General features: G+C 72.0%; 9 protein-coding genes. 5 read left to right on the top strand and 4 right to left on the bottom strand.

What is annotated here, in order from left to right; translation table 11 throughout:
- Window positions 1-8: 8 nt before the first annotated feature.
- On the bottom strand, window positions 9-959 hold the full coding sequence (bagA, locus tag Ahu01nite_RS44565) for an ATPase BagA (protein WP_203842828.1): 951 nt from the start codon (window positions 957-959) through the stop codon (window positions 9-11).
- Between the two features lie 25 nt (window positions 960-984).
- On the bottom strand, window positions 985-1,869 hold the full coding sequence (locus tag Ahu01nite_RS44570) for an Rv0361 family membrane protein (protein ID WP_203842829.1): 885 nt from the start codon (window positions 1,867-1,869) through the stop codon (window positions 985-987).
- Window positions 1,870-1,971: 102 nt separating this feature from the next.
- Here Ahu01nite_RS44570 and sp36 point away from each other — a divergent pair, with 102 nt between their 5' ends.
- The 5 genes from sp36 to Ahu01nite_RS44595 all read left to right on the top strand — a co-directional run bounded on the left by sp36 (window position 1,972) and on the right by Ahu01nite_RS44595 (window position 8,672).
- On the top strand, window positions 1,972-2,127 hold the full coding sequence (sp36, locus tag Ahu01nite_RS44575) for a Sp36 family protein (RefSeq protein ID WP_015625975.1): 156 nt from the start codon (window positions 1,972-1,974) through the stop codon (window positions 2,125-2,127).
- Between the two features lie 53 nt (window positions 2,128-2,180).
- Complete coding sequence (locus Ahu01nite_RS44580) at window positions 2,181-2,609, top strand: RidA family protein (protein ID WP_203842880.1); 429 nt, start codon at window positions 2,181-2,183, stop codon at window positions 2,607-2,609.
- Window positions 2,610-2,795: 186 nt separating this feature from the next.
- Window positions 2,796-3,512: an MBL fold metallo-hydrolase gene (locus Ahu01nite_RS44585; protein WP_203842881.1), complete on the top strand. Its 717-nt coding sequence runs from the start codon at window positions 2,796-2,798 to the stop codon at window positions 3,510-3,512.
- Window positions 3,509-7,153 carry an adenylate/guanylate cyclase domain-containing protein gene (locus tag Ahu01nite_RS44590; protein ID WP_203842830.1) on the top strand — a complete coding sequence of 1,215 codons (3,645 nt, stop codon included), beginning with the start codon at window positions 3,509-3,511 and terminating at the stop codon, window positions 7,151-7,153. Before Ahu01nite_RS44585 ends, Ahu01nite_RS44590 begins: the two co-directional genes overlap by 4 nt.
- Window positions 7,154-7,232: 79 nt before the next feature.
- On the top strand, window positions 7,233-8,672 hold the full coding sequence (locus tag Ahu01nite_RS44595) for a serine/threonine-protein kinase (RefSeq protein WP_239159642.1): 1,440 nt from the start codon (window positions 7,233-7,235) through the stop codon (window positions 8,670-8,672).
- Window positions 8,673-8,748: 76 nt separating this feature from the next.
- Here Ahu01nite_RS44595 and Ahu01nite_RS44600 read toward each other — a convergent pair whose 3' ends face one another.
- Window positions 8,749-10,758: an ATP-binding protein gene (locus Ahu01nite_RS44600; RefSeq protein WP_203842832.1), complete on the bottom strand. Its 2,010-nt coding sequence runs from the start codon at window positions 10,756-10,758 to the stop codon at window positions 8,749-8,751.
- A 36-nt stretch (window positions 10,759-10,794) separates the two neighbouring features.
- Window positions 10,795-12,240 carry a carboxyl transferase domain-containing protein gene (locus tag Ahu01nite_RS44605; protein ID WP_203842833.1) on the bottom strand — a complete coding sequence of 482 codons (1,446 nt, stop codon included), beginning with the start codon at window positions 12,238-12,240 and terminating at the stop codon, window positions 10,795-10,797.
- Window positions 12,241-12,368 lie beyond the last annotated feature (128 nt).

The raw sequence follows: 12,368 nt of genomic DNA on the forward strand, positions 1-12,368 counted from the left end.
GTGGCGGGTCAGACACCCATCAGTAGTTCGGAGAGCCGGTTGAGGCCGTCACGGTCGACGCCGCCGTCGAGCAGGGGCAGCTCGACCACGGGATAGTCGGCCTCGAGGAGCTCGGTACGCAGTGACTCCTCCAGCTCCCGGCGCGTCAGATGTGCCTTCGCCTCGGACTGCAGGCCGGCGACGGATGCCGGGTCGCTCGGCAGGCCCGCCGCGATCAGGCCGCGTTTGAGCTCGGTCTTCGTGAGCCGTGCGCCGGCCAGCAGCGGCGGCCGGGCGCCGTTGACGATGATCCGGCCCACCGGGATGTTGAGCGCGGTGAGCTCCTCGATCGCGTCGAGGCTCTCCTGCACCGGCATCTCCTCGAGCAGCGTCACCACGTGCACCGAGGTGATCGGCGAGCGCAGCAGCGAGGCGACCCCGTCGCTCTGGGTCTTGATGGGCCCCATCTTCGCCAGCCGCGCGGTCTCGGTCGTGACGTTGAGGAACCGCCCGATCCGGCCGGTCGGGGGCGCGTCCAGCACCACCGCGTCGTACGCCCGGCGGCCACTGTCGGAGCGCGTGGTGGCCTCCTTGACCTTGCCGGTGAGCAGCACGTCGCGCAGGCCGGGGGCGATCGTGGTGGCGAAGTCGATCGCGCCGATCTTGCGCAGCGCCCGGCCGGCCGCGCCGAGCTTGTAGAACATGTCGAGATATTCGAGCAGCGCCTCCTCGGGGTCGACGGCGAGGGCGCGCACCTCACCGTCGGCCCTGGGCGGCGTGGCGATCCGCAGCTCCTTGTAGGGCAGCGGCTCGAGCCCGAAGAGCTGGGCGATGCCCTGCCGGCCCTCGACCTCGACCAGCAGGGTGCGATGCCCGCCCGCGGCGAGACCCAGCGCCAGGGCGGCCGCGACGGTGGTCTTGCCGGTGCCGCCCTTGCCGGTCACGACGTGCAGACGTGCCGGCCACTCGTTTCGCCCCATGAGATCGAGAGTACGACCAGACCGGTCAGCCGCTGACGTCGCAGACGAGCCAGCCTGTCTTACGGATGACGGTGAACGTGAGCCGCTGTTCGGCGCTCTTCTCGTCGTCGGTGGTCATCGTCAGCTGGACGCCGACGGTGGCCCGCTCGGTGCTCAGGCCGGACACCGACGGGTTCTCCCAGCTGAAGGACGGCGCCTGGTACTCCGTCGCGTACGCCCTGATCTGGTTGACCCTGGTCTGCAGCTCGGCGGCATCACGGGCCTCGCGGCAGACGAGGTTTTCCGCGGCGGTCGCGTTCTGCTGGGTGTAGATCGCGGTCATGAAGCGGTCGACCGCGGTGGCCGGATCGGGCGCGCCCTTGCCGCTGTCCGCGTCGCGCAGCAGGAGATAGGCCGAGACCGTCCCGCCGGCGAAGAGCAGAAGGACCAGGACAAGGGCCAGAACGATCCAGCGCCCGGTACGCCGCCGCGGCCGCTCGTCGTCGTACGCCGTCTCGGTGGCGTGCGGATCGAACGGCACCTCCCAGGGATGCGGCAGCATGCTGAGCGGGATGGCCTCGTCGGGCTCGTCGTGCTGCACTCCGGGCTGCACCTCGGCCGGCGGGGAGTGCTCGAAGGCGAGATGGTCCGGCGCATGGGTGTGCCACTCGCCCGGCTTCTCGTGCTTGGCGCGGAACGGCTCCGCGGACAGCCGCTGGTGCCAGCCGACCTGATTCTCGTCCTCGTCCGGCTCCTCGGCCGAGTGCTGGGCCGCCCAGGGAATGAGCGGCTCGAACTCCTCCGTCGGATAGTCGGCGGGGTAGACCGTGGGGGGTTGATGGGGGTTTTCGCCCGGGTATGCGCCCATGGGCGGCCACTCGGGCAGACCCGCGGTCGTCTGCGCGGGCCCGCCTGGCGACGGTTGCGTCATCGTGCTCCCTGATGAGGCCCGGGGGCCGCACCTCCCCGCCATGAGCGTAATGGAATCCGGATGCCCGCGAGGCAGCTCCGGCTGCCTGACTAGGCTGGCGCAATGCAGAAGTGGGAATACGTGACGGTGCCTTTGCTGGTCCACGCGACCAAGCAGATCCTCGACAACTGGGGCGAGGACGGCTGGGAGCTCGTGCAGGTTGTGCCGGGGCCGAACCCGGACCAGTTGGTGGCTTACATGAAGCGGGCCAAATCGTGACGACGCCGGTTGCGGGTGAGGGTGGCGCGGAGGTCTACGCGAAGCTCGCCGAGATGGGCCTGACGCTGCCGAGCGTGGTGCCGCCGCTCGCGGCGTACGTTCCGGCTGTGCAGTCGGGCAACTACGTCTACGTCTCCGGGCAGCTGCCGATGGTCGACGGGAAGCTGCCCTACACGGGCAAGGTCGGCGCCGACGTCACCGTCGAGCAGGGCACCGAGCTGGCCCGTAACTGCGCGCTGAACGCGCTCGCCGCGATCGACGCGCTGGTCGGGCTCGGCCGGGTCGTGAAGATCGTCAAGGTCACCGGCTTCGTCGCCTCCGCCGAGGGTTTCACCGGTCAGCCCGCCGTGATCAACGGTGCTTCGCAGCTCTTCGGTGACGTCCTGGGCGAGCAGGGCCGCCACGCGCGCAGTGCGGTCGGTGTCGCGGAGCTGCCACTGGGTGCTCCCGTCGAGGTTGAGGTCATCGCCGAGATCGCCTGACCTGTGGGTTTTGTCGCCGGACGTGACCGTGGGTGACCGGGTCGCACAATACGTGCTCGGCTGCGGGGCGTTCGGCGACGTACCATTCGCTGGGGGGTGGCGTCTGTGTCGTCGCAGGTGGAAACGGTGCCGGTCGAGCAGTTGCCGGGGTGGCTCACGCTGCTGCGTGCGCCCAACGCGGGGCCGATGACGCTGGACGGCACCAATACCTGGGTGCTGCGCGCGCCCGGCTCGCCCGATGCCGTGGTGATCGACCCGGGCCCGGATGACGCCGGCCACCTCGCCTCGATCGCCGAGCACCAGCCGCTCGCCGCGATCCTGATCACGCACGGCCACCACGATCACGTCGAGGGTGCCGAGACGCTGTCCCGGATGCTGGGCGGCGTCCCGATCCTGGCGGCCGATCCGAAGCACGGCGATGCTCTGCCGGAGCGGGCGCGGATGGCGGGGCTCGAGGTCGAGGTGATTCCGACACCGGGACACACCGCGGATTCCGTGTGTTTCTCCGTCACCGACGGGCAGGCTCCCGCGATCTTCACCGGAGACACGATCCTGGGCCGGGGCACCACGGTTGTCGCGTGGCCCGACGGCGATCTCGGGGACTATCTGGCGAGTCTCGGGGCGCTCCGGGCGTACAAAACTCTGATGTTGCCCGGTCACGGCCCGGTGCGGAGCGACTGCGGTGAGCTGGCAGCGGCTTATCTGACCCACCGTGAGCAGAGGCTCGCGCAGGTGCGGGCCGCGATGGCGGGCGGGGCCGACACGCCCGAGGCGATCGTGGACGTGGTCTACCCGGACGTGGACCCGAGTGTCCGTTTCGCGGCAGAATGGTCCGCCCGCGCGCAACTTGAATACCTGAGGCGGGAATCACAGGCGGCCCCTGAACAGTTGGACCCGCTGTGACCTGTCCAGTGTGCGGGACCGTCGCCGTTCCCGGTGCCCGTTTCTGCCACAACTGTGGTGCGGCGCTGCCCGCTGCGGCAACACTCCCGGCGGCGGAGCGGCGCATCGTCACCGTGCTCTTCGGCGACCTCTCCGACTTCACGTCCTGGTCCGAGGATCTTGACCCCGAGCGGGTCGGCGCGGTCACCGACCGGGTGCTCGCCGCCCTGGCCGGCGCGGTCAAGACGTTCGGCGGGCACGTCGACAAGCTCACCGGTGACGGGATCATGGCCGTCTTCGGCGCGCCCGTCGCGCATGAGGACGACGCCGAGCGGGCCGTCCGGGCCGCGCTGAGCATGCAGCGTGCAGTCCGCCGGGTCCTCGACGACGAGCGTGGAGGCGGCGCGCCGCTGGGCCTGCGCGTCGGGCTGAACACCGGCGAGGTGGTCGCGGGCATCCAGGCCTCGATCGAATACACCGTCATCGGCGACACCGTGAACACCGCTGCCCGGCTGGCCGACGCCGCCGCGGTCGGCGCGGTCTACGCGGGCACCCGCACCTCGGCCGGCACGCGGCACATCGCCAGCTGGCGACAGTTACGGGCGTTGCGGCTCAAGGGGAAGCGCGAGCCCGTCCCGGCGTACGAGCTGCTCGGCCTGCACGACGCCCCCGGCACCCGATCGGGCCTCGGCGACGAGGCCCCCTTCGTGGGCCGCGAGACCGAGCTGGGCCGCGTCGCGGGCCGGCTCGCCGAGGTGATCGACTCCGGTTCCCCGCGCGTCATGGTGATGACCGCGGAGGCCGGCATCGGCAAGACCCGGTTCGCGGGCGAGGTCAAGCGGCTCGCGGCCGGATACGACGTCGGTCCGGGCCGGTTCGCCAGCCACACGGGCGCACGGGTGCTGCGGGCCCGCTGCCGCGCGTTCGGCGAGCGCCGCCGCTTCGCACCCCTGGCCGACCTGGTCCGCAAGGCCGCCGGCCTGCCCAAGGACGTGGCCGCCACGATGACCCGCTCGGTGGTCGAGGAGCGGCTGCGCAAGGTCGTCTCCCGGCTGGTCCGCGACGGTGAGACCCCCGACGTCGACCTGGACCGGCTGCTCGCGCTGCTCGGTTATGGCGAGGCACCGGCCAACCCGGTCGGCCCCAACGCGGTCGCCGAGTGGCAGCCGACCGGCGGGACGCTGCCCGAGACCGAGACCATCCCCGCGGCTGTTGCCGGGCTGCTCAGCGCGCTGGCCAAGGAGGCGCCGCTGGTCGTCATCGTCGACGACCTGCACGACGCGAGCTCCGAGACGATCGACGCGCTCGGCGGTGTGCTCTCGCGCCTCGACGGGCCGGTTGTCCTGCTGCTGCTCGGGCGCCCCGAGCTGGTGCGCACGGCGGGGGCGCTGACCAGGCTCGCCGACGCCGAGATCCACACGCTGCCCCCGCTGCGGGGTGCCGACGCGTCGCGGTTGCTCACGTCGTACCTCAATGGGGGAAAGCTTCCGCAGTCCGACGCCGACCGGTTGCTCGCCACCGCGCAGGGCAACCCGTTCTACCTCGCCGAGCTGGTCACGCTGCTGATGGAGCGGGGCGCGCTGATGCCGGCCGTCGGTGCCAACGCCGCCGGCAGATGGCAGCTCGCCGACGGTTCCATGGGCAGTCAGCTGCTCTCCCGCGACCTGGCCGCGGTTCTCGCCGCCCGCATCGACGCGCTGCCGGGCGAGCCCCGCTCGGTGCTGCGTGACGCCGCGGTCGTCGGTGACACGGTGCCGACCGGCGTGATCGAGGCGCTGCGTGAGCGGCGGGCCCCCGGTGACGCCCGGCCCGGCGCGGTCGCCGCCGTCGAGCTGGAACGAGCCGTCGACGAGCTGCTGCAACGCCGCATGCTGCACCGGGTCCGAGGCGGTTACGCGTTCAGCACCCCGTTGATGCGCGAGGCGGCGTATGCGGGCATCGGTAAGGCCGACCTGGCTGACCGGCACGCTTATCTGGCGCGCTGGGCTGCCCCCGAGACGGTCACGGCGCTCGGCTACGACGGCGCCTCGCGACTGAGCCTCGGCGAGAACGAGCGGGACGCGTTCGTCGCCTCCCACGCCGAGTGCGCGGTCGAGCTGGCCGACGCTGTCCGGCTGCGCCCCGACGCCACGGCCCGCGAGGTCGCGCCGCTGGGGGTCGATGCGCTCGGCCGGATGGCGCGGCGGGCGTTGGCGAATATCGAACCGGCCGCTTCCATCGCGTACGCCGAGCGGGCCGCGGCCATCGCCAAGGACGGCCTGGCCCTGCCCGATCAGCTGGTCCACGCCCGGGCCCTGCTCCGGTTGGGCCGGGCGCACGAGGCGCTGGCCTTCGGCGAGAAGATCGCCCAGAGCTCCGTCGACGAGCCCGTGTGCCGTGCCGAGGCGCTGCTGGTCGTCGGCCGGGCGCAGGAGGCGCTGGGCGAGCAGACCCGGGCCGTCGCCGCCTGGCAGGAGGCCCTGGAGGTCGCCACCGATGCCGAGCTGGCTCCCGAGCGTGCGAACGCGATGCGCCGGCTGGGCATGGCCGACTTCCTCTCGGGCAAGCTCAGCCAGGCCAGCAGCCGGTTCGCGGCGGCCTATCAGGTCACGCTCTCCGCGGGCGACCGGCACGGCCAGGCCTGGGCCCTGCAGAACCTAGCGTGGGTGACCACCACGCGAGGTGACTTCGCGGGCACGGATGCCGTGCTCGGGCGTGCCGCGCGACTCTTCGCCGAGCTGGGTGACCCGGTCGGCCGTTCCTGGCTGCGCGGGACCACGGCGTTCGCGCGGCTGCTCGCCGGGCGGCTGCACGAGTCACGCCGGCTGGCCCGGATCTTCCTGCCGTTCGGTGACCGGGTCGGCGAGGGCTGGGCGGTGGGAACGCTGCGGGCCGTCGAGGCGTACGCATCCGCCGAGCTGGGCGACCTGGCCGAGGCGGACCGCGAGGCGCGCCGGGCGTTCCGGGACTTCGACGCGGTCGCCGACGACTGGGGCCGCGGGCTCGCACTGGTCGTGCGGGGTGGCATCGCCCGCAGCCTGGGCGAATACGACCACGCGCACGATCTGCTCACCGACGCGCTCGACTACGCGGACCGCACGGGTCACCCGTTGCTGCTCGGCATGGCCGGCACCTTGCGCGGGTTCGTGGCGCTGCAGCGCGGCGAGGTGGACGCCGCCGAGGCCGACGCGCGCAGAGTGATGACGGCGGTCGAACCGCACAATCCGCTCGCACCGGCACAGGTCGGACCGCGGGTGCTGCTCGCCGAGGCGCGGCTTCGGGCCGGGGATCCGGCCACGGCGGTGGGGCTGCTCGCCCCGATCGCCGGTGACACCGGCGCGTCGCTGCTTTTCTCGCGGCGGCAGGCGCTCGCTTCGTACGCCTCGGCGTTGCTCGCCGACGGTCAGGCGGAGTCCGCGGGCGTCTGGATCCGGCGGGCGCGCGAGGTCAAGGCCGAGGACGTCCGCAGCTCGGTGGTCGTCGCATTGGTGCAGGCCAGGGTGGACGCGGCGGGTGGTGACCTAGCCGCTGCGCGGGACTCGGCCGAGGAGGCTGTGCTGCTCGCGTACTCTACGGAACAGTCCAGCGAACGGGTCGCCGCGGAGGAGGTCAGGGACGCTCTGGCTCTCTCCATCGTGGAACGTCCGGAATCTGTCGCGTACGCGTCTGACGTGCCGGGATGATCTGGTCCGCCGGTCGCGTATTTTCTAACCCGTGACGGATACCCCGCCGAACCGACTGCCCGTGCCCTACGTGCCAGGCATGTCCGGCTTGTCTGTCATGGCCCGGGGTGGTTACGCCACCGTCTACCGGGCCACGCAGGACTCCGTCGGCCGTGACGTGGCGATCAAAGTCGAGAACAGGACCCTGGACAGCCCTCGTGATCAGGCGCGCTTCCTGCGGGAGGCGAAGGCCGCCGGGCGCATGTCGTCGCACCCGCACGTCGTCGACCTGTTCGACGTCGGCGTGACCGTCGACCAGCACCCGTACCTCATCATGGAGCTGTGCGACGGGTCATACCTGGACCGGATGCGGGTCTCCCCGCTGAATGCCGCCGAGACCCGCGACCTGGGTGTGAAGATCGCGGACGCGCTGGTGCACTCGCACGCCAACGGGGTGCTGCACCGCGACGTCAAGCCGGCCAACATCCTGTATTCGCACTTCAACCCGGCGGTGCTGGCGGACTTCGGGCTGGCGGTGCTCGGCGAGATGCGTGACTCCTCGGTGACGCTCGAGGTGCTGACCCCGGCGTACGCGCCACCGGAGATGTTCTCCCACGCCGACCCGTCCGGGGCCGTCGACGTCTACGCGCTCTGCGCCACCCTCTACGCGGTGATGGCGGGCCGGCCGCCGCGCTGGGAGAGCGACCGCAGCCCCAGCCTGATCACGCTGATGGACCTGTTCAACCGACCGATCCCGGACCTGCCGGACATCCCGCGGGCGCTCATCGAGGTGTTGCGCTACGGCATGCACAACGAGCCGCGCGCCCGGCCCAACGCGGAACAGCTGCACGACCTGCTTGCCGACCTGCGCATCGACCCGCCGGCGGGCACGGCACCGGCTGTCTACCGCGCGTCGACCTTCGTGCCGCCCGCGCCGCGGCCGGTGTCAACGCCGCCTGCGCCCTCGCCGCAGCCGCGTCCGATTCCGCCGGTGACCCCGACCAGGGACACCGCGGACGAGACGCCGACCGTGCACACCGGAGATCAGAAACGTGGCAAGCGGAAGTGGCTCTTCGGCGGCTTCAGCGTCTTCCTGATGCTCGCCATCGCCGCCGGCGGCGTCCTGCTCGCCAAGGACCAGGCGCCGAATGTGCGGACGCTGGCGGCCCGGGTGAAGGCATCACAAAGCGCGTCCCTTTTGCCGGGATGTGGTGATGCGGAGGCGCATTGTCCGAGTGAGGTGGAGTGCTACACGCCGCAGGGCGGGACCGCTCACAAGATCACCTGCACGGGGGAGCACAGCTGGGAGGTCTTCGCGGTGGGCTCGCTGCCCGCAGGTCTCGACCCGGCTGACCGCGCGGCGGTGACGAGTGACCCCAGGGTGCAGCGTGTCTGCAGCCCGGCGATGTTCACGCGGACCACCACCCGCACCGACAGCGCCGCGTGGGCACTGTCGGTGCTCCCGCCGACCACCGGAAACAGGACGTTCCGCTGCCTCGCCGGTCAGCACGGTCTCAGCGGTGCGGTGCTGGCGGGCTGACTGTTCGGGGTCTCGCACCGCTTCGGAATCGGCCCCGCCTGTTCAGGGTCTCGCACCGCTTCGGAATCGGCCCCGCCTATTCGGGGTCGAGCACCGCGAGCAGTTCGCCGGTGTCGACCTCGGCGCCCGGATGCACCGGCAGGGAGGCGACCACGCCGGCGGACGGCGCGTGGACGGGGTGCTCCAGCTTCATCGCCTCGAGGGTGAGCAGGAGCTCGCCCGCGCGTACCCGCTGACCCGGCACGACCAGCACACGGCGCACGGCACCCGGCAGCGGCGCGATCAGGGAGCCCTCGGCGGCCTCCGGCGCGGGCAGCGGGAAGCGTGACAGCTCCCGCAGCGCGACTGAACCCTCGGGGCTGTCCACGTACGACACCTCGCCGACCCGGTGCACCTTCAGCGTCAGCCGGATGCCGTTGACGTCCAGATCCACCCGGCTGCCGTCGGCGTGCACGACCACCGTCGGCGGATGGTCGTCCAGCGTGGGCGCCTGACCCAGCCCTGCCAGGTCCAGCTCCTCCGGGTCGACCGCGCGGACCCACCAGCCCGACAGCTCGCCGTGCCGGTTCATCCGATAGCCGACCTCGACCGGGCCGGCCGGGCCGTCGTACACGGCGGTCTGTGATCCGGAAGGTACGTTGCGCCACCCCGACGGCAGCGACCGCAGCACCGGGGCACTCGCCCGGCGGGCAGCGGCGCCGGCGAGGGCAGCGGCGAGGCAGGAGATGCGGACGGCGTCCACCGAGGACAGCAGCGGCGCGAACACCTCGGGATGCCGGTCCAGGAAACCGGTGTCGACGTCCCCGGCGCGGAAAGCCCCGTGCCGCAGGACCCGGACGAGCAGGTCACGGTTCGCGACGACCCCGTGCAGTTCGGTACGCGTCAGCGCGGAGGCGAGCATCCGTGCCGCCTCCTGCCGGGTCGGCGCCCACGCGACCAGCTTGGCGAGCATCGAGTCGTGGTGCGCGCCCACCACCGAGCCGTCGACCACACCCGAGTCCAGGCGCAGTCCGGGCTGGGGCAGGGGCCGGAACGAGCCTGCCACGTCGGGGACCTTGAAGCGGTGCAGGGTGCCGGAGGCGGGCAGCCACGCGTACGCCGGATCCTCCGCGCAGATCCGCACCTCGATGGCGTGCCCGCGGATCGGCGGCGGGCCGGGCATCGGCAGCGTCCCGCCCTCGGAGACGAGCAGCTGGAGCCGGACGAGGTCGTACCCGGAGACGCACTCGGTCACCGCGTGTTCGACCTGCAGGCTCGGGGTCAGCTCGATGAACCAGAAATCGCCGTGATCGTCCAGCAGGAACTCGACGGCGCCGACGCCGACGTACCCCACTGCTCGTACAGCGAGAATCGCGGCGCGGCAGAGCTGCTCACGCAGGGCGGGGTCGACGGCCGGAGAGGGAGTCTCTTCGATGATCTTCTGGTAGCGCCGCTGGACCGAGCACTCGCGCTCGCCGAACGGCACGACCGCGCCGTGGGTGTCGGCGATGATCGGCACCTCGATGTGCCGCACGTTCTCCAGGTAGGGCTCGCAGAAGACGTCGTCGCCGGTCTCCTGCCGGGTCGAGGCGACCGCCTCGGCGAGCGTGACCGGGTCGCGGACGACCCGCATGCCCTGCCCGCCGGAGCCGCCGGCCGGTTTGATCAGCACCGGGAAGAGGGTGACCTCGGTGGGGTCGGTCGCGGTGGCCAGCACGGGTACGCCCGCCTCGGCGACGATCGCCTTGGTGTGAACCTTGCTGTGCAGCGTGCCCAGGGTCTTGGCCGGCGCACCGACCCAGATCATGCCCGCGGCGGCCACCTCGGCGGCGAACTCGGGATCCTCGGAGAGCGGCCCGTTGCCGGGATGGATGGCGTTCGCGCCGGCACGTTTGGCCGCGGCGAGGATCAGGTCACCCCGGAGGTAGGTGTTGGCCGGTGCGGAGCCACCGCTGAGCCGGACCGCGTAGTCCGCCTCCGTGACGTGGGGGGCATCTGCGTCGGCATCGGAGTAGACGGCGACCGTCTCGATGCCGACGAGGCGGCACGTGGCGAAGACCCGGCGGGCGATCTCCCCACGGTCGGCCACCAGAAGACGTCGGATCACTGCTCTGCTCTACCTTTCCGGAAACTTTTCAGGCCGTCAGGGGCGGAAGACGCCGACGTGTTCGGCGCCTTCCACGGCCGCGCTGTGAACCGCGGACAGGCAGAGGCCGAGGACCGTACGGGTGTCGCGTGGGTCGATGATGCCGTCGTCCGGGAGCTTGCCGAGCGGGGCGTCCGAGGCGCGCTCCGCCGGCCAGCTGAAGAGGAACCGGGGTTCGTACGCGCGCCCGTAGATGCCGCCCGCCTCCTCACCCGGGGTCGCGCCGATCATCAGTGTGAGGTGCGGGACGGTGGACTTGGCGACGGCGTGCACGAGCGGGGCGCCGTGGCGTACGTCGGCCGCCTCGTGCTGCTCGGCCGTGGGTGCCCCGGTGTACTGCACGAACAGCAGCGTGGTCGACGTCGCGTTGGCGAGCTGGATGAAGTGCACCGCCTTCTGCGTCTCCGCCGGGGAGAACGCGCCGCCCAGGTTGGCCAGCACGCCGATCGGGTAGCCGTGCAGCTCGCCCCAGCCGGTCACCAGCGCGGTGCCCTGGGCGGGCTTGAACTCGTCGAAGTCGCTGCCGTCGAGGATCCGCGCGAGCACCTCGCGCGGTTCGAACTGCGATCCCGGGCCGGTGCCGGCCATCGTCAGCAGGTCCTCGGCGTCGTGCCGGGGCGGGGCCGGGGGGAACGAGCGGGGGAACGGGCCGCGTTTGCGCCAGTTGAAACGGCGTACGCACTGCCGGGCCAGGCGCAGCCCGTCGCGCTCGTCCTCGGCCAGCTGGTCGGCCGGGCCGGTCACCCCGGCGGGGACCGTGGGCGCGCTGCGTACCTCGGGGGCGGGCCGGCCGTTCGCGCCGGACGCCCGGACCGGCTGCGGGTGGATGGTGAGCATCTTGGCGTGCCCGCGCACCATGATCGTGTAGTCGGAGAGCGCCGGGAGGTAGGCCGCGTCCCCGGTCGTCGCGCCGAAGACGACGCAGACGGTCGGCACCCGGTCGGCGGTGAGCTGGCTCAGGTCCCGCGCGATCGCCCCGCCCGGTGGTGGCCCGGCCGGTGCCGCGGCGCCGGTGGACTCCACCAGGTTCACCAGGGGCAGCCGGTTGACCGCGGCGATCCGGGCCGCCCGCCGGATCTTCTCCACGGTGTACGGGTTCACGGCGCCACCGTCGACGGTCGGGTCGTTGGCGACCACGACACACTCCACGCCCTCGACCACGCCGATGCCCGTGACAACACTCGCACCGATAGGGAACTCCGAGCCCCACGCCGCGACGGGGGAGAGCTCCAGGAACGGACTGTCCTGGTCGAGCAGCATCTCGACCCGTTCCCGCGGCAGCAGTTTGCCGCGCGCGTGGTGCCGGGTGACCCACTTCTCGCCGCCACCGGCCCGCGCCGCCTCCAGGGCCGCCTCGAGCTCCGCGAGCCGCTCCAGCATCGCGCTGCGGTTCGCCAGGTACGAGGGCGTACGCGGGTCGATCGCGGTGTCCAGCACGGTCATGTCGTCACCCCGCTGTGCTGCACGCCCGCCACCTCGTTCAAGACCGCGCCCTTCCGCCCGTGTAGTGCCTCTCGACCACCTCCGTAACGAACGGCGAACCGGGTGCGACACGGATCTTTGCGGGCGGG

The sequence above is a fragment of the Winogradskya humida genome (assembly GCF_016862215.1).
GTDB lineage: Bacteria > Actinomycetota > Actinomycetes > Mycobacteriales > Micromonosporaceae > Actinoplanes > Actinoplanes humidus.

What these genes read in the sequence shown, in the direction of transcription:
- bagA (WP_203842828.1), bottom strand. Translation starts at nt 959, where the DNA reads ATGGGGCGAAACGAGTGGCCGGCACGTCTGCACGTCGTGACCGGCAAG.
- Ahu01nite_RS44570 (WP_203842829.1), bottom strand. Translation starts at nt 1,869, where the DNA reads ATGACGCAACCGTCGCCAGGCGGGCCCGCGCAGACGACCGCGGGTCTG.
- sp36 (WP_015625975.1), top strand. Translation starts at nt 1,972, where the DNA reads ATGCAGAAGTGGGAATACGTGACGGTGCCTTTGCTGGTCCACGCGACC.
- Ahu01nite_RS44580 (WP_203842880.1), top strand. Translation starts at nt 2,181, where the DNA reads ATGGGCCTGACGCTGCCGAGCGTGGTGCCGCCGCTCGCGGCGTACGTT.
- Ahu01nite_RS44585 (WP_203842881.1), top strand. Translation starts at nt 2,796, where the DNA reads ATGACGCTGGACGGCACCAATACCTGGGTGCTGCGCGCGCCCGGCTCG.
- Ahu01nite_RS44595 (WP_239159642.1), top strand. Translation starts at nt 7,233, where the DNA reads ATGTCCGGCTTGTCTGTCATGGCCCGGGGTGGTTACGCCACCGTCTAC.
- Ahu01nite_RS44605 (WP_203842833.1), bottom strand. Translation starts at nt 12,240, where the DNA reads ATGACCGTGCTGGACACCGCGATCGACCCGCGTACGCCCTCGTACCTG.